General features: G+C 59.5%; 12 protein-coding genes. 8 read left to right on the top strand and 4 right to left on the bottom strand.

The features are described from left to right. Positions 1–26: 26 nt before the first annotated feature. The 4 genes from EQG79_RS16095 (at position 27) to EQG79_RS16080 (ending at position 10,189) form a co-directional block, all read left to right on the top strand. The gene (locus EQG79_RS16095; RefSeq protein ID WP_165358913.1) at positions 27–1,616 is read left to right on the top strand and encodes a RagB/SusD family nutrient uptake outer membrane protein; all 1,590 of its coding nucleotides are present in this window, start codon (positions 27–29) and stop codon (positions 1,614–1,616) included. A gap of 87 nt (positions 1,617–1,703) precedes the next feature. Continuing rightward, complete coding sequence (locus EQG79_RS16090) at positions 1,704–3,290, top strand: glycoside hydrolase (protein WP_129602558.1); 1,587 nt, start codon at positions 1,704–1,706, stop codon at positions 3,288–3,290. A gap of 8 nt (positions 3,291–3,298) precedes the next feature. Next, positions 3,299–6,724 carry a VCBS repeat-containing protein gene (locus EQG79_RS16085; RefSeq protein ID WP_129602556.1) on the top strand — a complete coding sequence of 1,142 codons (3,426 nt, stop codon included), beginning with the start codon at positions 3,299–3,301 and terminating at the stop codon, positions 6,722–6,724. A gap of 135 nt (positions 6,725–6,859) precedes the next feature. Beyond that, a complete protein-coding gene (locus EQG79_RS16080) occupies positions 6,860–10,189 on the top strand; it encodes a tetratricopeptide repeat protein (protein ID WP_206445593.1) in 3,330 nt (1,109 codons plus the stop codon). A gap of 116 nt (positions 10,190–10,305) precedes the next feature. Here EQG79_RS16080 and EQG79_RS16075 read toward each other — a convergent pair whose 3' ends face one another. Then, entirely contained in the window at positions 10,306–11,181 is an 876-nt protein-coding gene (locus EQG79_RS16075; RefSeq protein WP_077923258.1) for an AraC family transcriptional regulator, read from the bottom strand. Positions 11,182–11,283: 102 nt separating this feature from the next. On the opposite strand from EQG79_RS16075, the gene EQG79_RS16070 reads away from it, so the two are divergent. The 3 genes from EQG79_RS16070 (at position 11,284) to EQG79_RS16060 (ending at position 16,030) form a co-directional block, all read left to right on the top strand. Further along, positions 11,284–12,636 (top strand): sugar porter family MFS transporter, encoded by a 1,353-nt coding sequence (locus tag EQG79_RS16070; protein WP_077923257.1) that lies wholly within the window; start codon positions 11,284–11,286, stop codon positions 12,634–12,636. Positions 12,637–12,758: 122 nt separating this feature from the next. Next, positions 12,759–15,536 carry a sugar-binding domain-containing protein gene (locus tag EQG79_RS16065; protein WP_129602552.1) on the top strand — a complete coding sequence of 926 codons (2,778 nt, stop codon included), beginning with the start codon at positions 12,759–12,761 and terminating at the stop codon, positions 15,534–15,536. 92 nt (positions 15,537–15,628) lie between these two features. Next, positions 15,629–16,030 carry a hypothetical protein gene (locus EQG79_RS16060; protein WP_129602550.1) on the top strand — a complete coding sequence of 134 codons (402 nt, stop codon included), beginning with the start codon at positions 15,629–15,631 and terminating at the stop codon, positions 16,028–16,030. Positions 16,031–16,149: 119 nt separating this feature from the next. Here EQG79_RS16060 and EQG79_RS16055 read toward each other — a convergent pair whose 3' ends face one another. The 3 genes from EQG79_RS16055 to EQG79_RS16045 form a co-directional block, all read right to left on the bottom strand. Further along, positions 16,150–16,626 carry an FKBP-type peptidyl-prolyl cis-trans isomerase gene (locus tag EQG79_RS16055; protein ID WP_077923254.1) on the bottom strand — a complete coding sequence of 159 codons (477 nt, stop codon included), beginning with the start codon at positions 16,624–16,626 and terminating at the stop codon, positions 16,150–16,152. A 70-nt stretch (positions 16,627–16,696) separates the two neighbouring features. Then, positions 16,697–18,073, bottom strand: a complete 1,377-nt coding sequence (locus EQG79_RS16050) for a sensor histidine kinase (RefSeq protein WP_129602548.1) — start codon at positions 18,071–18,073, stop codon at positions 16,697–16,699. A 6-nt stretch (positions 18,074–18,079) separates the two neighbouring features. Continuing rightward, on the bottom strand, positions 18,080–19,054 hold the full coding sequence (locus EQG79_RS16045) for an acyl-ACP desaturase (RefSeq protein WP_236648877.1): 975 nt from the start codon (positions 19,052–19,054) through the stop codon (positions 18,080–18,082). 224 nt (positions 19,055–19,278) lie between these two features. Between EQG79_RS16045 and EQG79_RS16040 the strand changes: the two genes are divergently transcribed. After that, the gene (locus EQG79_RS16040) at positions 19,279–20,046 is read left to right on the top strand and encodes a lysophospholipid acyltransferase family protein (protein ID WP_129602546.1); all 768 of its coding nucleotides are present in this window, start codon (positions 19,279–19,281) and stop codon (positions 20,044–20,046) included. Positions 20,047–20,048: the final 2 nt, after the last annotated feature.

The raw sequence follows: 20,048 nt of genomic DNA, 5'->3' as shown, positions 1-20,048 counted from the left end.
CTTCGCAGCAAATCCATATGAATACAATGCGTCTTTTTCAAACGTCAATCGTAGCGGCTGCGCTGTCGCTCAGCGCCATCGGTTGCAAAGAAAGTTTTACCGATCTCCCGCTCAATGGTATCCAGACCGTCGAGAACCTGAAGGTGTTCGACACGCCGGAAGGGACGGTCAACTACGTAAATTCCTGCTACAGCGCCCTGAACTGGGACGACTGGTGGCAGGTGCAGTTCCGGCGGATGGTCTTCGAGTCGGCCACGGACGATGGCTGGCTGGGAAATACCGAGCAGTGGGGTAATGCGGCCGGCGACCTGCCCGTGGCCCACTTTCAGGGGTTAAGCCCGAACGATGGTAACACCGAAAACTACTGGACCTTCAATTACTTTGGCGTACAGCGGGCCAATGTCGGTATCGAGCGGGTCGCTACGGCGCCCGTCAACGATGCGCTGCGGAAACGGCTGGTGGCCGAAATGAAGTTTCTGCGCGGCTGGTTCTACTTCGAGCTGGTCAAGAACTGGGGCGACGTGCCGCTCTACACGGTTCCCCGAACGGCCAACGATACGCCGGTGCCCCGTACGCCGAAGGCGCAGGTATACGAGCAGATCATGAACGATTTTCAGGAAGCGGCTCAGGACCTGCCCCAGCGTAAAGACTATACCGGGCTCGACAAAAGCCGGGCCTCGAAAGGGGCCGCGCTGGCGTTTCTGGCCAAAGCCGCCTTATGGGCCGAGAAATACGACGTTGCCGAACAGGTAGCCAAACAGCTAATGGACCTCAACGAGTACTCGCTGGAGCCGGAGTTCGGCAACATCTTCCAAGCCAGCTACTACAACGGACCCGAGTCGATTTTCGAGATCAGCTCCAGCGTGCTGAACGGCAACGTACGGGGCGTTACAGCGGGCTCCCGCAATGATGGAGGCTGGGGCTGGAACGTACCCAGCAGCAACCTGGAGAGCGCCTTCCTGGCCGAGAACGACACCGTTCGGCTGACCCGTACCATCATCAAACACGGACAGCGGGTATGGGGCGATCCGGCGGCTTCGGGAACGGGTATATTCGACGCCCGGCCGAGCGGCAACAAGTCGGGCCGGATCTGGCGCAAATTCTACGTGCCGCGGGGCAAACGGGTTGTGCCGAACCAGAGCTACCAGTCGGTATGGGTGCCGGTGCCGTATATTTTTATCCGCTACGGTGAGGTGATGCTGATCTATGCCGAAGCATCGGCCCGGCAGGGTAAAGCCGCCCAGGCACTCGACGCGCTGAACGCCATTCGCCGGCGGGCCAAACTGCCCGTCAGAACCGGCCTGTCGGGCGAGGCCCTGACCGACGCCATCATTGCCGAACGGCGGCTCGAACTGGCGGGTGAGCTGAGCTTCCGCTGGGACGACCTGCGCCGGGTACGCAAAAACGGGAAACTGCTGATTGCGTCGGTACTGGGTCCTAATGGTAGCTTCGTACGCTACAATGCAGCCAGCAAAGATCCGTTCGAAACGGCTACCAATACCGAGCCGCAGAATAAAGGCACGCTATTCAGAGAAGGTGTAAACGAGCTGCTGCCCATTCCGGCGCGCGAGGTCAACGCATCGAACGGCGTGGTGACCCAGAATCCGGGCTACTAACCAGTAAGGCCGGGCAGATGATGGCTACGTGAGCCCGTCTGCCCGGTTTTGTTTATTTCCTGACCTGTCTGTGACGATCCTAGCTACATGAACAAACTGCTTATCTATACATCGGTTCTGCTGCTGTCATGCTCCAAAGGGGGCGTTGTACCGGCCCTGCCACCCGCCCAGCCGGAGCCCGCAAAAAAAGTCGTGGTTACGCTCGACAATGAGTTTCAGACCATCCATAGTTTTGGCGCATCGGACTGCTGGTCGGCAAAGTTTATCGGCAAATGGGCCGACGAAGCCAAAAAAAACCAGATCGCCGACCTGCTGTTCAGCCTCGATACGCTGGCGAACGGGCAACCGAAAGGAATCGGACTGTCGCTGTGGCGCATGAACATCGGGGCGGGGAGCTTCGAGCAGGGCGCTGCCAGCAATATTACCGACGAATGGCGCCGGGAAGAATGTTTTCAGAACGCGCAGGGGCAGTACGACTGGACCAAACAGGCCGGCAGCCAGTGGTTTCTGAAGGCGGCCCGGCAGCGTGGCGTTCCGTATACCCTCGGGTTCAGCATCTCGCCACCCGTTCACATGACCGTTAACGGAAAAGCTTTTTCGCCCGGCGGAGGTTCGCTGAACCTGAAAGCCGACCGCATGGCCGACTTTGCCAATTTTCTGGTAGAGGTCTGCCGGCATTTTGAGTTCACCTACCTCAGCCCGATCAACGAACCACAGTGGGACTGGAAAGCAGGCAACGACGGCAAGGCTTCGCAGGAAGGATCGCCCGCCCAGAACAGCGAGCTGCTGGCCGTTAGCAAGGCCCTGTCTGACAAGCTGGTCTCGACGGGTAGCAAAACGACTATCGTAACGGGCGAAGCCGGTCAGATCGACTACCTCTACCAGCGGGCCGAGTCGGGCCGGGGTAATCAGCTGGCGCAGCTGTTCGGTACCAGCGGCCCGTCGCTGGCGAACCTGCCCAAAACGGAGCGGGTGCTGGCCTACCATAGCTACTTCAGTACCTGCGACGATGCGAATCTGGTCAACAGCCGCCAAACCGCCCTGCAGGCCGCCCGAGCCGCCGGGAATACAGCCCTCTGGCAGAGTGAATTCGGCATTCTGGGCGATATCTGCGGGAAGTACAACGGCTATCCGCGCAATACCGGCATCGATTACGGCCTGTACGTAGCCAAAGTGATTCATAATGATCTGGCGGTTGCTAATGTAACGTCGTGGCAGTGGTGGCTGGCCATCAATCCCTACGATTACAGCGACGGACTGGTCTATATCAATGGCCTCGACGGTCAGTACAAAAACCATGATAATGCGCGTGAGTCAGGCCAGGTCATCGATTCGAAGCAGCTGTGGGCCTTCGGTAACTACGCGCGCTTTATCCGGCCGGGTATGAAGCGGGTCCGTGTGCAGATCGAGAATAATCCGGACCCGGTTGCGCAGGCGGGTAGCTACATGCTGTCGGCCTATAAAGACGAAGCCAGCCGGAAAATTGTGCTGGTAGCCGTCAACATGACCGATCAGGCCGTGTCGCTGCCGCTCTCGGGCCTGTCGGTAACCAGCAACCGGTTTACGACCTATACCACCAGTCAGGTCAAAAGCCTGGCCCGGGCCACTGCTGCTGCCGATGTGATTCAGATGGAGCCTAAATCCGTAACGACCCTGGTCGGCACGTATAACTAAGCAACGGCATGCGTACTGGCTGGTTTTGGTGGCTGTATGTGCTGGTCGGCTTCAGCAGCGGGTGCGCGCCGGATCCGGAAACCGCCAGCCGCTTCGTCGTACTGTCGCCCGCAAAAACGGGTGTCCGCTTCACCAACCAGATTTCCGAAAACGATTCGGTGAATCTGGTGGTGAACGAATACACCTACATGGGCGGGGGCGTTGGCATCGGCGATTTCAATCGGGATGGGTTACCCGATCTGTTCTTTACCGGCAATCAGGTCAGCAGCCAGCTGTATCTGAACCGGGGCGCCTTCCGGTTCGAAGAGGTGACGAAACGGGCCGGGCTACAAACCCACAACTGGTGTACAGGGGTTAGCGTGACTGACATCAACCAGGACGGCTGGCCCGATCTGTATGTTTGCACAACCGGCGCCGGCCAGACTCATCACAACCTGCTTTTTATCAATAACGGCCGCATCGAACCCGGCGGAGTGCCCACCTTTACCGAGTCGGCCATAGCCTACGGACTGGCCGACTCGGGCTTTTCGACCCAGGCCGCTTTTCTGGACTACGACAAAGATGGCGATCTGGATATGTATCTGCTGCGGCATAAAACCGGGGCCGAAAACCCGAACGACATCCGCCCCAACACCATCGACCCCGCCGACCCGTCGGCTGACCGGCTATTCCGCAACGAAGGGACGGTCCCGGGCAGGAGTGCCCCGGGCAGGACTGCCCATCCGGTATTTCGCGACGTATCGGTCCGGGCGGGGATACAGGGCGGGGGCTACGGGCTCGGCATCGTGGTTACCGATCTCAACCAGGACGGCTGGCCCGATCTGTACATCGGCAACGACTACCTCGGCAATGATTTTCTGTGGCTCAACAACCAGGACGGTACGTTCTCCAACACGGCCCCGACCAGCCTGCGCCATCAGAGCTACTCGACCATGGGAACCGATGCCGCCGATCTGAACAACGACGGTCGGCCGGATCTGGTCACGCTCGATATGATGCCGGCTACCGACGAGCGCAAAAAAATGATGTTCTCGTTTCTGAGTTTCGAGCGTCACGAGCTGGAACGGCGGGCCGGATACGCGCCTGAATTCATGCGTAATATGCTTCAGCTGAACGTAGGCGACCAAAACCAGGCCCGAAAACGGGTGCCGCTCTTTGCGGAAGTAGGACAGATGGCGGGTGTTGCCGAAACAGACTGGAGCTGGAGCGTACTGCTGGCCGACTTCGATAACGACGGCGCCAAAGATGTTTACATTACCAGCGGTATGGGCCGCGACCTGATCAACGCCGACTTTGTACAGTACCGTGCCGACATCCCCGACGATCCGCAGACGGGCGCGGTGGGCCGGCAGCGGGCCGTCCGGCAACGGCTGGCCGAACTGGGCGAGGTGCCGCTGCCCAATCATTTCTACCGCAACCGCGGCACAACGGGCGGGACTACCCCGCGGTTCGATGACGAGTCGGCCCGGATACGCGGTGCCGAACCAGCCCTGTCGAACGGAGCTGCCTACGCCGACCTCGATAACGACGGCGACCTGGATCTGATTGTCAGCATGCTCAACAAACCGGCGTCTATCCTGGAGAACACGGCCCCGCCGACCGATGCGCACGCCATTACGCTGCGGCTGGAAGGCCAGCATCCGAACCGGCAGGGCATCGGCGCTACGGTTCGGGCTTACGCGGGCGGGCAGCTGCAAACGCTGGAGCAACACCCCGTACGTGGCTTTCTGTCGACGGTCGACGATCGGCTGCATATCGGGCTGGGTCGTGCTACTCAGCTCGACTCGCTGGTCATTACCTGGCCCGACGATCGGCAGCAGACCCTCCGCCATTTGCGCGCCGACAGTGTATACACTCTTCGGCAGGCCAGTGCAACCGCCCGCCCGGCCGACAGGGTACAACAACAGGTGCCCTGGCTGACCGACGTGACCGACCAGCTGGGCGTGGGGTACCGGCACCAGGAGACGTTTTTCAACGATTACTCGTTTCAGCGCCTGTTACCCCGCCGGTACTCGCAGCCCGGCCCCTATCTGGCCACCGCCGATCTCAACGCCGACGGCCGTACCGATTTTTATGTGGGGGGCGCCTTCCGGCAGACGGGGCAGCTGGGTATTCAGCAGGCAGACGGTCGCTTTGCGTTGCAGCCGCTGCTGGCCGGACTGAAACTCGAAGAAGATACCGACTGCCTGTTTCTGGACGCTGACGGCGATACCGACCTCGATTTGCTCGTAACGAGTGGGAGTGTAGAGTTTGCTCCCGACTCTCCGCATTACAAACCCCGGCTGTACCGGAATACGGGTTCGGGCCGGTCGCCCCGGTTCGTGCTGGACACGACGGCTTTTCCGGCCAGCGTGCGTGTCAGTACGGGCTGTGTGGTAGCTACCGATTTCGACGCTGATGGGAAAACAGACCTGTTTCTGGGGGGGCGTATCGTGCCGACCCGCTATCCCGAAGCCCCGCGCAGCTACCTGTTACGAAACACCGGACCGGTTGGGCAGCCGGTCCATTTTGAGGATGTTACGGCCCGGCTGGCTCCCGAACTGGTCACGCCCGGTATGGTCACGTCGGCGGTCTGGACCGACACGAACCAGGATCACCGCCCCGACCTCGTCCTGGCGGGGGAGTGGATGCCGGTTCGGGTATTTGTGCAAACGCCACAGGGCACCTTTCAGGATACCGGCACGGGCAAAAACGGACTGGCTGCCAGTGCCGGCTTCTGGCGTCGGCTGGCCGCGGCTGACCTGGACGGGGATGGCGATACGGATATCCTGGCCGGGAATATGGGGCTCAATCACTCGTTTCATGTGTCGGCCCGGCAACCGGCCTGGCTCTATGCCGCAGACTACGACGATAACGGGACCATAGACCCCATTCTTTGTCACTACATCCGCCAGCGCGACGGGGCGTATACCCTCAGTCCGGCCCTCACCCGAAATCAGTGGGCGGCCCACATGCCCGCCATCCGGCAGCGCTTCCCCGACAACAGCAGCTATGCACGGGCTTCGCTGGAGACCATCCTGCCCGAAACCATGCGTACGCGGGCCCGGGCCCTGCGCTGCGAAGAAACCCGGACAGGCTATTTCGAGAACCGCGGCAACGGACGGTTTATGTTCCATCCGTTGCCTGACGAGGCTCAGTGGGCACCCGTCAACGCCCTGCTGGTAGCTGACCTGACCGCTGATCGGATTCCGGACCTGTTACTGGCGGGTAACGATTACCAGACGGAGGTGGGCCAGGGGCAGCAGGATGCCTCGTACGGGCTGCTGCTGGCCGGTCGGGGCCGGGGCCGGTACGCGGCTGTGTCGGCCCGGCGCAGTGGTCTCCGACTGCCGGGCGAGGTGACCGACCTGAAACTGGTTCAGATGCGGGGTCAGCAGGCGGTACTGGTGGCTACCAACAACGACCGGCTGCGCGTTCTTCGGGTTCGGCCATAAGGGGAGCGGCAGGTCGGCCCGGCTGCGGTTAGTAAAATCGTAACATTCTCCATCTTTCTTTTGATTTATCCATTTTGTAGCCAGCCACGATTGCTGAATTTTGACCTTCATTCAGTACCTGAAAAAATGGCAAGTATGACTACGGATGGTCAGGCAGTAAGGGCCTGGGAGGAGCCGGTATCCATTCCCACGTATGAAGTAGGGGCGCCTGAGAAAAACCCCATGTTTCTGGAAAAACGGGTGTATCAGGGCAGCAGTGGCATTGTTTACCCACATGCCGTGATCGAAACCATTGCCGATACCCGGGTCGACAAAACCTATCAGGCGGTTTATCTGGAAAATGCGTACCTCAAGATCATGATCCTGCCCGAGCTGGGCGGACGGATTCAAATGGCGTATGATAAGGTTAAACAACGTCATTTTGTCTATTATAACAGCGTCATAAAACCCGCGCTGGTGGGGCTGACCGGCCCCTGGATTTCGGGAGGTATCGAGTTCAACTGGCCGCAGCACCACCGGCCCAGTACCTTTGAGCCGGTCGACTTCAGCATAGAAGAGCAGCCCGACGGCGCCAAAACGGTTTGGGTGAGTGAAGTGGAGCGTATGTTCCGAACCAAAGGGATGGCCGGGTTCACCCTGTATCCCGATCAGGCATACCTCGAAATTCGCGGGGTGCTGTACAACCGAACCCCGGTGCCGCAGACCTTTTTGTGGTGGGCCAATCCGGCCGTACGGGTCAACGAGCATTATCAGTCGGTGTTTCCGCCCGATGTGTACGCGGTTTTCGATCATGGCAAACGCGACGTGTCGGCTTTCCCCATTGCCAAAGGGACCTACTACAAGGTCGATTATGCGCCCGGGACCGATATCTCCCGCTATGCGACTATTCCCGTACCGACGTCGTACATGGCTATTGCCTCGAAATACAACTTCATGGGTGGCTACGAGCACGACAGCCGGGGTGGCCTGCTCCACGTGGCCGACCATCACGTATCGCCGGGCAAAAAGCAGTGGACCTGGGGTAACGGCGAGTTCGGCTACGCCTGGGATCGTAACCTGACCGATACCGATGGCCCGTACATCGAGCTGATGACCGGCGTGTATACCGATAACCAGCCCGATTTCTCGTGGATCATGCCGAACGAAGAACGGCGGTTTACGCAGTATTTCATGCCCTACAGTGAAATCGGTCTCGTCAAAAACGCTACCCGGGAAGCGGCTATCAACCTCGAGATCGAAGCGGGCCACGTGCACCTGAAAGCCTACGCGACGGCCCGGTATCCCGACGCTGTTATCCGGCTGACGAAGGACGGAGCGCCGGTTTTTGAGCAGACCCTAACCATTTCGCCGGAGCGGCCTTTCCTGCATACACTGGCCCTGTCTGTCGACCAGCCGGAAACCCTCCGGCTGAGTCTGGAAACCGCCGACGGCACCGAACTGGTTGCGTACCAGCCCGACGCGCCCGTCGAGAACGAGATTCCCAAACCCGCCGAAGCCGCCCTCGATCCGCAGGAGATCGACAGCAATGAACAGCTGTACCTGACCGGCCTGCACATCGAGCAGTACCGGCATGCCACCTACGCAGCCACCGATTATTACGAAGAAGCGCTGCGCCGGGACCCCGCCGACGTCCGCTGCAACAACGCTATGGGGCTCTGGAATTACAAACGCGGGCAGTTTGCGCAGGCCGAGCCGTACTTCCGCCGGGCGGTACAGACCCTGACGCAGCGTAACCCCAACCCGTACGAGGGTGAGCCCTACTACAACCTGGGCCTTTGTCTGCTCATGCTGAACCGGCCCGACGAAGCTTACGACGCTTTTTTCAAGGCCACCTGGAACGGCGCCTGGCAGGACACCAGCTACCTCGAGCTGGCTCGCATAGCTACCCGCCGGAAGCAGTACCGCCAGGCGCTCGAGCTGGTCGATAAGTCGCTGATTCGCAACGGTCACGGTCACCAGGCGAGGCATCTGAAGGCGGCTCTGCTCCGGAAACTGAACCGGCTGGCCGATGCCCGCCAGGCCAATGCCGACGCCCTCTTGCTGGATGGGTTCAACTTCGGGTGCGGCTATGAACAGGTGCTGCTCGGGCAAACGGACATGGCCAATCTGAACATACGGATGCGGCAGTACGTACACAATTACCTGGAATACGCCATCGACTACATGCGCGCCGGGCTGTATGACGAAGCCGTTGGGTTGCTGATGGAAACCGTTCGGGCCGACCGCCCCACCTACGCGCTGGTCTATTACTTTCTGGCCTATTGCCGGGCGCAGCAGGGGCAGACCGATGCCGTAGCCGACTGGCTGCAGCAGGGCGCCCAGGCGAGTCCGGACTTTGTTTTCCCGAACCGGCTCGAAGAGCTTGTGGTGCTTACGTGGGCCCTTGAGCAGCAGCCGACCGATGCCTTTGCCCACTACTACCTCGGAAACTTCTGGTATGCCAACCGGCAGTACAACAACGCCATTGCCCACTGGGAGCAGGCCGCAACGCTGAATCCGGCCTTCCCCACGGTTTTCCGAAACCTGTCGCTGGCTTATTATAACAAACGGCAGAATCCGGAGAAGGCGCTTCAGGCGCTGGAAAAAGCATTTGCCCTCGACCCTGCCGACGCGCGGGTGCTGATGGAGCTGGATCAGCTTTACCGAAAGCAGCAGGTGCCGCATACCCGGCGGCTGGCGTTGCTGGAACAGTATCTGCCCCTGACAGAACAACGCGACGACCTGTATCTGGAGCGGATCACTCTGTGTAACCAGCTGGGGCAGCACGAAAAAGCCCGGACCCTGCTCGCCAGTCGTCAGTTTCATCCGTGGGAGGGCGGAGAAGGAAAAGTTGTTCGACAGTACCTAATCTGTCATATCGAGCTGGCCAAACAGGCGCTGCAGGCCGGTAACTATGAACAGGCGCTGGCCCTGCTGACGGCCGCCGAAACGTACCCGACCAATCTGGGCGAAGGAAAACTGTATGGCGTGCCGGAGAACGATATTTTTTATCTGAAAGGACAGGCCTATCAGGCCCTGCGCGATGTACAGCTGGCCCGGTCGTATTTTGAGCGGGCAACCCAGGGGCTGAGCGAGCCGGTGCAGGCCGTTTTTTACAACGACCCCCAGCCCGACACCATTTTTTATCAGGGCCTGGCCTGGCGGGCGCTGAACCAGCCCGAGCGGGCCGAGCTGCTGTTTCGGCGGTTGATCCAGTTTGGTGAGGCTCACCTCAACGACACCATCCGGATCGACTATTTTGCCGTTTCGCTGCCCGACCTGCTGGTGTTTGACGCCGACCTGAACGAGCGCAACCGGATTCATTGCTACTACCTGATCGGACTGGGCTATCTGGGGCTAGGGAGTGCCTACGCCCGGCAGGCCCTGGATGCCTTCGATCGGGTGCTGCAGCTCGACCGGAACCATCAGGGGGCAGCCCTCCACCGAAAAGGGGTGAACCAGCCGGCTGCTGTCTCTATTTTGTGAGTTCGTTAGTTGCCCATATTAGCTGATTGTGGACTGGCAGCCGGCCGATCGCTTCCATCGGAGCAGGCATGGCTGTCAGTTTTGTGTTTACCCGAACGGGAGCCAGGCATACTTCGTTAGGTCGTTTCTTTTCGGCGAAAGTCGCGGGGTGGGATGCCCATCACCCCCGTAAACACCCGGCTGAAGTGGTAGGGGTCGCTGTAGCCAACCTGGTAGGCCACTTCTTTGATCCGGAGGTGGCTGTACTTCAGCAGCTGACAGGCTTTCTGCATTTTGAGGTAGGTAAAGAAATTAATGGGCGCGCTCTGGACTTTCTGCCGAAACAGGGCCGAGTAGTGCGAAGCCGACATATTGGCCACCCCGGCCAGTTCATCGAGGGTGAGACTCTGGCTCAGGTGCTGCTTCATGTAGGCAATGGTCCGGCTAACGGGGTCCTGGCTGGCCGACGCGTCCCGGTCGGGGTTGTAGACCGAGGTTTTGAAGGTGGACAGAAAATGGGCGAGGCTATTGTTGGCATAGACCAGACTGTCTTCATTGAATGACATTTCTACGTGGGCGATGATGTCGTCGAACAGTGAAAACCGCTCATCGCGGGCCAGTACGGTAACCGGCCCCGGCTCCTGCTGCAGGAAGGTCAGGAAATGGGCCGATCGGGTGCCGGTAAAATGTATCCAGTAAATGGTCCAGGGGTTAAGCTGATCGGCTCCGTAGGCGTGGGAGACATGGGCCGGTAGAATACAGAATTGATTAGCGGTGATGGCGTATTTACTGGCGCCAGTCCGGCACCAGCCTTCGCCCTGTACGCAGTAGATCAGGATATGCTGCGGGCAGCCGCTGCGCCGTTCGCGGTCGTGAAACGCAGCCTTCGGGTAGTAGCCTATATCGGTGATGTACAACGATTCGCAGAGCGGATGAGTCGCCATCTGGGTCAATACATCAACGGGTAAACTGGCGCTGCGCTGGCCGGTGAAACCTTCCTGTTTTTTGATCATGATCGAATGCGTACAGTAATTTCGTCCATCTATTTAGTAAGAATGACTATGTAAAAGTACAATATGAACTGGTATTTTTGCTACTTTATAACCGAATAGTGTATGAATTCAACCCTGTCAACCTCTCCTGCCAACACGCATTATTCACTGGGCATCTCGTTTATTTCGGCCCTGGGAGGCTACCTGTTTGGGTTCGATTTCGCCGTCATTTCGGGGGCTCTACCGCTGCTGAGGGGCGTTTTTGGGCTAAATGCCTGGTGGGAAGGGTTCATGACCGGCTCGCTGGCGCTAGGCTGTATGGTTGGCTGCGTCGTGGCCGGAAAACTGGCCGATCAGTATGGTCGGCGCCCTGCCCTGATGGTAGCCGCGGGGATCTTTGCGGCCTCGTCGGTCTGGATGGCGCTTTCCAGCAGTTTATCTATCTTTATGCTGGCCCGGTTTGTAGCTGGTATCGGTGTTGGGATGGCATCCATGCTCAGTCCGCTCTACATAGCCGAGGTGTCGCCCGCCGAAATTCGGGGGCGAAACGTAGCCATCAACCAGCTGACGATTGTGATTGGGATCCTGATCACCAACCTGGTCAACTACGGCCTGGCCGATAACGGGCCCGATGCCTGGCGCTGGATGTTTGGCCTGGGGGCTGTTCCTTCGGTGGCGTTTCTGGTGGGGGTAATCTGGCTGCCCGAGAGTCCCCGCTGGCTACTACAGAACGGGCATACCGCGCGGGGTACGGCTATCCTCCAGCGCATCGGCGGCCCGGCCTTCGCCGATAAAACGGTGGCCGATGTCAACAGCGCTTCGGTAGGGCAGGGCAACATATCCCTGTCGACCCTGTTCGAACCCGGTATCCGGTCGGCGGTGGGGGTTGGAATCGGGCTGGCTATTTTTCAGCAGCTGTGCGGCATCAACGTGGTATTCAACTATACATCCACCATCTTCGAAACCGTAGGCGCCAACCTGGACCGGCAGTTGTTCGAGACGGTAGCGATCGGGCTGGTAAACCTGGTTTTTACGGTCGTAGCCATGTGGCAGGTTGACCGACTGGGGCGCAAGCCGCTGATGCTGACCGGCGCTATCGGGCTAACGGTGCTGTACGTCGTCATTGCGATGCTGCTGCAGAACGGCGCAACGGCGGGGCTGCTGTCGGTGTTTGTGCTGCTGGCTATTGCCACTTACGCCACATCGCTGGCTCCTGTAACCTGGGTGCTGATTTCCGAGATATTTCCGAACCGGGTTCGGGGGCTGGCCTCGTCGGTAGCCATTCTGGCTCTCTGGGGTTCCTATTTCGTACTGGTATTTACCTTTCCCATTCTGGCCGAGACGCTGGGTACGTACGGCCCGTTCTGGCTCTATGCGGCTATCTGCCTGGTCGGCTTCGTGTTCGTGCTCCGTAATGTCCGCGAAACCAAGGGCAAAACGCTGGAAGAGATGGAAGACGTTTTTCGGCCCCACTGACTCCGGTTCGGCGCTCAGTCTCCGCTGTTTTGTCCGTTCGGTCACGCGCTACGGGCCAACCGTCACGACCCCTCAGGAAGCGCCGGGCGTGGCTTAATCGACTACTAATCACTTTGCTTGTTATGAAAAAAATAGGTCTGCTGGTACTGGCTGCTCTGGCTGGCGTACCCGGATTGGCTCAGGATAAACTGTCGCTGGCGGGTACCTGGGAAGTAGCCTTCGACAAGGGCGACGACGCGGGCGTTCACCGATGGCAGAACCGGTCATTTCCGCACAGGATGCAGCTGCCCGGCACCACCGACGAAGCCCGGCTGGGCGACTCGCTGACCCTCAAACCGGCGCTGAACCGGGAGTCGCTGTATCAGCTGGCCCGGCGCCATCGGTACGTAGGAACGGCCTGGTACCGGTGCATCGTTACCATTCCGGCTGGCTGGCAGGGTCGGCAGATCATCCTGTCGCTGGAGCGGGTACTCTGGCAAAGCCGGGTCTTTGTCGACGGGCACGAAGCCAGCGGACAGGAGGAAAGCCTGACAACGCCCCACCGGTACGACCTGACCCGATGGCTCAGCCCCGGCCAGCATACCCTGCTCATCCGCATCAACAACACCCGCCAGTACGACATCAGCTACCAAAATCTGGCCCATGCCTATACCGACGGTACCCAGACCATCTGGAACGGTGCTATCGGTTCGCTGACGCTGACTGCCCACGACCCGGTTTGGATCAGCCATGTCCGTGCCGATCCCAGTCTGGCCGCCAGACAGGTAAAAGCGCAGGTTCAGTTGCACAACGGCAGCGGACAGCCCGTATCGGGAAAAATGCAGCTGGTAGCGCGGCTGAATGGTACGGACCTACCCGTATCGGAGCAAGTGGTGCGGCTGGACACCGGTCGGCACCACCTGACGTTTACCTATGATCTTGGCCCGGCGGCCCGGCCTTGGGATGAGTTCTCGCCCAATGTGTACCAGCTGACAACCGTCTTTGTGGCCGACGATGGCAAAAGCCGGAGCCGCTACCAGACCTCGTTTGGATTGCGGCAGCTATCGACCGAAAACAGTCTGCTGCATATCAACGGACGCCGATTGTTTCTGCGTGGCACGCTCGAATGTGCCATCTTTCCGCTGACAGGGCATCCGCCCACCGACCGCGCCGGCTGGCAGACCGTGTTTATGACGGCCCGGCAGTACGGCCTCAACCACCTGCGTTTCCATTCGTGGTGTCCGCCCGAAGCGGCTTTCGACGTGGCCGACTCGCTGGGTTTCTATCTGCAGGTCGAGTTGCCGATGTGGAGCTTACAGGTGGGACAGGACCCCAAAGCTGACCGGTTCATCCGCAGCGAGGCCACCCGTATCAGCCGGGAGTACGGTAACCATCCGTCGTTCTGCTTCTGGTCGATGGGAAACGAGCTGGAAGGGAATTTCGATTTTCTGAGCCAGCTCGTGAATGAGCTTAAACAAAACGATGCGCGCCGGTTATACACCACCACTACCTACAGCTTTCAGCCCCCGCACGGCAGCTGGCCCGAAGCCGCCGACGACTACTTCATAACCCAGCAAACCCGGCTGGGCTGGGTACGCGGCCAGGGTATTTTTAACTCTCAGTCGCCGGCCTTTACCGACGATTACTCGGCTTCGCTGAAAGGGCTGCCCGTTCCGCTGGTGACGCATGAAGTCGGCCAGTACGCCATGTTCCCCAACATGGCCGAAATAGATAAGTACACGGGTGTGCTGGCGCCGGTCAACCTCATGGCTATCCGCGATGACCTGGCCCGCAAACAACTGCTTCCCCTGGCCGATGCGTATCTGAAAGCGAGCGGCCGGCTGGCGGCCATCCTCTACAAGGAAGAGCTGGAACGGATTCTGCGCACCCGGGAGGCCAGCGGCATTCAGCTCCTCGATCTGCACGATTTTCCGGGGCAGGGAACGGCCGATATCGGCCTACTCGACGCCTTCTGGGCGAGTAAAGGAATTCTGACGCCGGAGACTTTCCGGCAGTTCTGCTCGCCCGTTGTTCCGCTGCTGCGCTTCCCGAAGGCTACTTACACCAATCAGGAGACCTTCCGCGCTACGGCCGAGCTGGCCAACTTCGGCGCTGGTCCGCTGGTGGGCATAACCCCCGAATGGATTTTACGGGACGATGAGGGCAGGCAGCTGGCCGGTGGGCGACTGCCCCGCAAAACCGTAGCGGTCGGTAACGGACACGAACTGGGGCCGATTGAGGTGCGCCTGTCGGGTGTTAAAACCGCCCGTCGCCTTACCCTGACGCTGTCGCTGCCGGGTACGCCTTACCGCAATAGCTGGTCGATCTGGGTTTATCCGGCTACGCTGCCTGCCGAACCGGCCGATGTACTCGTGACGCAGTCCCTTTCCGAAGCCGGACAGGCACTTCGGGCGGGCCGTAAGGTGTTGTTCAACCCCGACTATACCGCGCTTAAAGGCGTTACCGGTAAGTTCGTACCTGTATTCTGGAGCCCGGTTCATTTTCCCGATCAGGCGGCTACCATGGGACTCCTCTGCGACCCGAAACATCCCGCTTTCCGGGCTTTCCCGACCGATTTTCATACCGACTGGCAGTGGTGGGACCTATGCACGAAATCGACCAGTCTGGTATTGCCCGACAACCGGCTGACACCGCTCGTCCGGCAGATTGACAATTTTGCCAACAACCGGCAGTTGGCCAGCCTGTTCGAAGCCAATGTAGCCGGCGGACAACTGATGGTGTGTAGTTTCGATATCAGCCATGATTTGGCCAGTCGTCCGGTAGCGCGGCAGCTGCGGCATAGTTTACTGACCTACATGAGTTCTTCGGCCTTTGCGCCTTCGGTAGCGCTGGAGCCCGGTCAGCTGGCGTCGCTGATGCGTACTGAAGCGGTACCGGCCCTCGACAAAAGCGGTCGGTAGGCGGCCCGGCCGATGGGTTTGTCGGAGATCAGGCAGGTAGCGTGTTGAACAAACGAAGCCGCGAATGGGTAGTTATAAGAGCACTCAACATCATGAAAAATCTGCTTATACTACTGACGTTGCTGCTGATGGGAGTATCAGCCCCGGCGCAAAACAAACCGGCTACCACGACGCCCCCCGCTGTGGTATCGCTGGTCGAGGGCATTACAGACAAACGCTTCCTGCCCGATACGGCCTTCGCGGCCCTGTCGGAAGAAGACCAGACGCTGCTTGCCAAAGAACCCGTAGCCAACTGGGGGCTACCCCAGGAGTCAGGCCAGTATATGACCTACTACAATCTGGTAATCGGCACCCGGTCGTACCAGCTGGTGGTTACCCGGGCCCCGCGGTCATCGTACCCCACGGCTACGCTGCTGCGGTTTACCACCCCCAAATCCAAGCCGGAACCAATAGCGCGGGGTACCCTCAGGCCGAAAGAAGAGAAGCCGAAGTAGACTGGGTCTATGAACGAGGCCGGAGCAGTTGGTGGGGACACGAACAGCAGTTTTGAACGGCGCCCGGGTCCATTGGTCGTTCGGGTGGCGTAGGCGCGTAACACGGCACCGGCCCGTACCTAGTTGATCCGAACCAGATCGATGTCGAACACCAGGATCGAATTGCCCGGAATACCCGGCTGATCCTGCGCGCCATACGCCAGCGAGGGCGGCAGGTAGAGCGTGATGCTGCCGCCAGGCGCAACGAGTGGAATCCCTTCCTGCCAGCCCAGAATCAGCTGGTTCAGTCCGAAACTTACGCCCGAGCCACTGTCGAACGTAGTACCGTTGGTGAGTTTGCCGACATAATTGACCGTTACGTTCGAGCAGACCGTTGGTTTGGCGCCCGAACCCGGCGACTTAACGACGTAATAAAACCCCCGTTCGTCGGCGGTGGCGTTGATCCCTTTACTGTCGAGAAATTGTTTGAGGGCCGTTGTTTCGGCCTGGGGCGCCCGGGTGGTTACGGCCGTCGCGTCGCAGGGGGTCTGATCGTTCTGGCCACAGCTGCCAGCCAGTAGGGCAAGGGCCAGTAGGGCCACGGTGTAGTTCTTCATTCGGTTGGATTGGCTCAGTAGAGCTATTCGGTTTGGTTGGTATTTGTGGGTTGCTGCGATGGGCATCCGGTCAGAAAATCAGTCTGAACGTACTGCCCTGACCCGGTACCGAATCGGCAGTAAGATGCCCGCCGTGCAGCTGCATGATCTGTCTCGACAGGCTCAGTCCGATGCCCGACCCGGTTTTTTTGGTGGTAAAAAAAGGAATGAAAATCTGTTCGAGCGCTTCGGGTTCAATACCGGGGCCGTTGTCCGACACCGAAATGACGACGTGCTGACCGTCGGGTACGGCTTCGAGCTGAATACGGGGGTTTTGTGTTTTCTCCAGACTCTCGACGGCGTTCTTGATCAGGTTGATCAGGACCATTTCGATCTGGCCCAGGTCGGCTTTAACGATCAGGTTCGGCGAACTCGTGCTGAACTGAATGCCCAGCTTCTGGGCATTGGGCAGCACCAGCTGCTCGATATGCCGAAGCAACTGCTCGACCGATACTTCGTCGAGCACCGGCTGCGGAATGGAGGTGAAGTGCCGGTAAGCATCCACAAATCGCATGATGCCTTCGCCCCGCTGCTCAATGGTCATCAGGGCATCGCGCAGGTCGGTGAGCGCCCCAGCCATGGCCGCCCCCGATGCCGCTTCCGGCTGATCGGCGGGCCCGGCAGGGTCAGGCTCCAGGGCCGGCACGAGGTCTGTCTCCACAATGTCGCGCATGGTGCCGGCCAGCGACACAATCGGCGTAATCGAGTTCATGATCTCATGGCGCAGCACCTTGGTCAGGTTTTGCCAGGCTTCAAGTTCGCGCTGCTGCAGCTCGGTGCCGATGTTCTGGAGCGACACGACCGTTACCAGCCGCCCGCGCAGCCGGACCGACGTGCAGCGTACCGACAGCTCGTTGCCATTGCCGGGCTGGTAGACTACCGGGGCCGACGACTGCGTTTCGGAGCGGAGCAGGGCCACCAGATCCGGATGGGTGGCGTTGAGGTCGGAGAGGGTGCGTAGCCGGTAAATACCCAGCAGCCGCAGGGCCGTCTGGTTCGTTAACTCAACCTGGCCGGCCGCATCGAAGGTGAGCAGCCCTACGCTGACGTGCTGAACAATGGTATTGACGTAATGCAGGTTCGCTTCTTTCTCGGCCCGCGCCTGTCGGAAAGCCCCCAGCACCTCGTTGAACTGATCGTTCAGGCTATGAAAGGTAGGGCCCAGGTTACTGTCGGCCCGGAACGCCACCGCAAAGTCGGAGTACCGGACCGACTCCAGAAAGCGCGTCAGCTTCCGGTTCAGCCCCGTCGTATAATGGTACAGGTTGACCGCCAGGACGAAGGCCGGAATCAGCAGGAGCGTCAGCCAGAACGAGTTCGCCTGCTGCCAATACAGCGTGACGATCGTGCCGGTGAAGACCACGATACCCGCAATACGCCAGCCAATGCCGAGGGCGAACCGGTTCATAATGGCTTACCCGATCCAGCTGAATTGATACTCGAGCGTCGGCACTTTGGTGCGTTCGGCAATCCGGCGCAGCCGGGCGGGCAGGGCCATCAGGTAGTCGCGGGCGCGCTGACCGGCATCGTTCAGGTCCGTCACGTTGGCGATGTTCCAGTCGGTCAGCAGCGAGTCGGCAATATCGATGTAGTCATGGGTGGTATATACGCCCAGGCGCTGGGCCGCGTCGGAGAAGTGGCTGAATGTCTGGCCGATCTTTACGCCGGTTTCGCGCAGGAAATGGGCGGGCATCACGATTTTCTTGCGCATCATGTCCTCGAACGCCAGCATCATTTCTGACGGGTCTACGTCGAAGATCTGGCCCACAAATGCTTTATAGGCTTTGGCATGGCGCATTTCGTCCGAAGCGATAACTCCGCATATTTTAGAGAGCTGGGGGCAGCCTGCCTGCTTGGCCAGGGTAGCGGTCCGGCGGTGCGAGACGTTGGTAGCCAGCTCCTGAAACGAGGTATACACAAAGTTGCGGTAGGGGTCGCGGCCGGTACCGATGTCGAAACCGTCGGCAATCAGGTACTGGGTCGATACCTCCATCGCGCGCATGTTGACCCGGCCCGACAGATACAGAAACTTGTTAAGCAGGTCGCCGTGGCGATTTTCCTCGGCCGTCCAGCCCCGGATCCACTGGGTCCAGTTTTCGGCTTTTCCCTGCTCGACGCCTTCCATCCCCATCAGCCACGACTCGTAGGTAGGCAGGGCTTCTTCGGTAATGGTATCGCCAATCAGCACGGCAACGTAGTCGTACGAGAGTTCGCGGGCGCTTTCGCGCAGCTGTCTGATATCGTCCAGAAACGACTCTTTCGTGGCATCGGGCAGCAGATCGGCCGGTTGCCAGTTGGTCTCGATGGGCTTGAGGTAGTCGCCGAGGAGCGTATCGATTTTTTCGCCCACGAAGCGCATGACTTCAATACGGGAGCCGGACAGTGTCATTGGGGAGGTCACGATATATCGGGGTAAGGGGTACTGGCTTACGCTTGTTTACCGAATCGGAAGGCAGTAACCGCTGTGAAGATTAGGTTAAATAAAAAGACAAAGTACGTTTAAAACGCGCGATCGTTCTATTGAATTCCACCTTTTATCTATGCGTAGCGACCTGCGTTGCTAAATTTGGTCCAAAATGCATGTTCGGAGCGAGTCTGCTCTGGTCGGGTGGTATGAAAAAACTTCTGGATTATGTGCTGAGCAGTATCTATCTGCTCTATTTCGGGTTGGTCCTGCTGGTCTTCCACGTGCTTCAGGTTGGCGCGTTTCACCTGTTCGGCAAGTCGGCCCACAAGACGGTCGTCGACTGGCTGAACGCCAGTATTGCGTTTGGGTGGTACCTGACCGGCTCCCGTATCCGGTTTAGCGACGTGAGTCACCTGCCCACCGACCGGCCCATTATCTTCGTGGCCAACCACCAGAGCATGTTCGATATTTCGCCGATGATCTGGTTTCTGCGTCGCCACACGCCTATTTTCGTGTCCAAAAAAGAGCTGGCCCACGGGATTCCCAGCATCTCGTATAACCTGCGCCGGAGCGGGGCCGCCCTCATCGATCGGAAAGATCCCAAGCAGGCCATCACCGAAATTGCCCGGCTGGCCAAACACATTCAGCAGACCAGCCACTCGGTGGTTATCTACCCCGAAGGAACCCGATCAGCATCGGGCCAGATGCGGCCGTTTGCTACGGGTGGCCTGGCGGTGCTGCTCAAACGGGCTCCTGCTTCGCTCGTAGTACCGATCGCCATCCGCGGTACGGGTCATTTTAACCCCACCGGCATCTTCCCGCTCCGGTCGTTCTCGCGGCTGTCGTGGACGGTGCTGCCCGGTATAGAGCCCGCCGGTAAGTCGGTCGATGAAGTGGTTCGCCAAGCCGAAGAGGCCATTGCCCACGAGCTGAACGTAGCCGTACCCGGCACCCGGACGGGCGCTATCGACTGAGC

The sequence above is a fragment of the Spirosoma sordidisoli genome (assembly GCF_004138325.1).
GTDB classification, from domain to species: domain Bacteria; phylum Bacteroidota; class Bacteroidia; order Cytophagales; family Spirosomataceae; genus Spirosoma; species Spirosoma sordidisoli.
Note: the sequence above shows the minus strand (reverse complement) of the source record. Positions and strands in the feature narration are given on the sequence as shown.

What these genes read in the sequence shown, in the direction of transcription:
- EQG79_RS16090 (WP_129602558.1), top strand. Translation starts at nt 1,704, where the DNA reads ATGAACAAACTGCTTATCTATACATCGGTTCTGCTGCTGTCATGCTCC.
- EQG79_RS16095 (WP_165358913.1), top strand. Translation starts at nt 27, where the DNA reads ATGCGTCTTTTTCAAACGTCAATCGTAGCGGCTGCGCTGTCGCTCAGC.
- EQG79_RS16080 (WP_206445593.1), top strand. Translation starts at nt 6,860, where the DNA reads ATGACTACGGATGGTCAGGCAGTAAGGGCCTGGGAGGAGCCGGTATCC.
- EQG79_RS16065 (WP_129602552.1), top strand. Translation starts at nt 12,759, where the DNA reads ATGAAAAAAATAGGTCTGCTGGTACTGGCTGCTCTGGCTGGCGTACCC.
- EQG79_RS16085 (WP_129602556.1), top strand. Translation starts at nt 3,299, where the DNA reads ATGCGTACTGGCTGGTTTTGGTGGCTGTATGTGCTGGTCGGCTTCAGC.
- EQG79_RS16055 (WP_077923254.1), bottom strand. Translation starts at nt 16,626, where the DNA reads ATGAAGAACTACACCGTGGCCCTACTGGCCCTTGCCCTACTGGCTGGC.
- EQG79_RS16070 (WP_077923257.1), top strand. Translation starts at nt 11,284, where the DNA reads ATGAATTCAACCCTGTCAACCTCTCCTGCCAACACGCATTATTCACTG.
- EQG79_RS16045 (WP_236648877.1), bottom strand. Translation starts at nt 19,054, where the DNA reads ATGACACTGTCCGGCTCCCGTATTGAAGTCATGCGCTTCGTGGGCGAA.
- EQG79_RS16075 (WP_077923258.1), bottom strand. Translation starts at nt 11,181, where the DNA reads ATGATCAAAAAACAGGAAGGTTTCACCGGCCAGCGCAGCGCCAGTTTA.
- EQG79_RS16050 (WP_129602548.1), bottom strand. Translation starts at nt 18,073, where the DNA reads ATGAACCGGTTCGCCCTCGGCATTGGCTGGCGTATTGCGGGTATCGTG.
- EQG79_RS16060 (WP_129602550.1), top strand. Translation starts at nt 15,629, where the DNA reads ATGAAAAATCTGCTTATACTACTGACGTTGCTGCTGATGGGAGTATCA.
- EQG79_RS16040 (WP_129602546.1), top strand. Translation starts at nt 19,279, where the DNA reads ATGAAAAAACTTCTGGATTATGTGCTGAGCAGTATCTATCTGCTCTAT.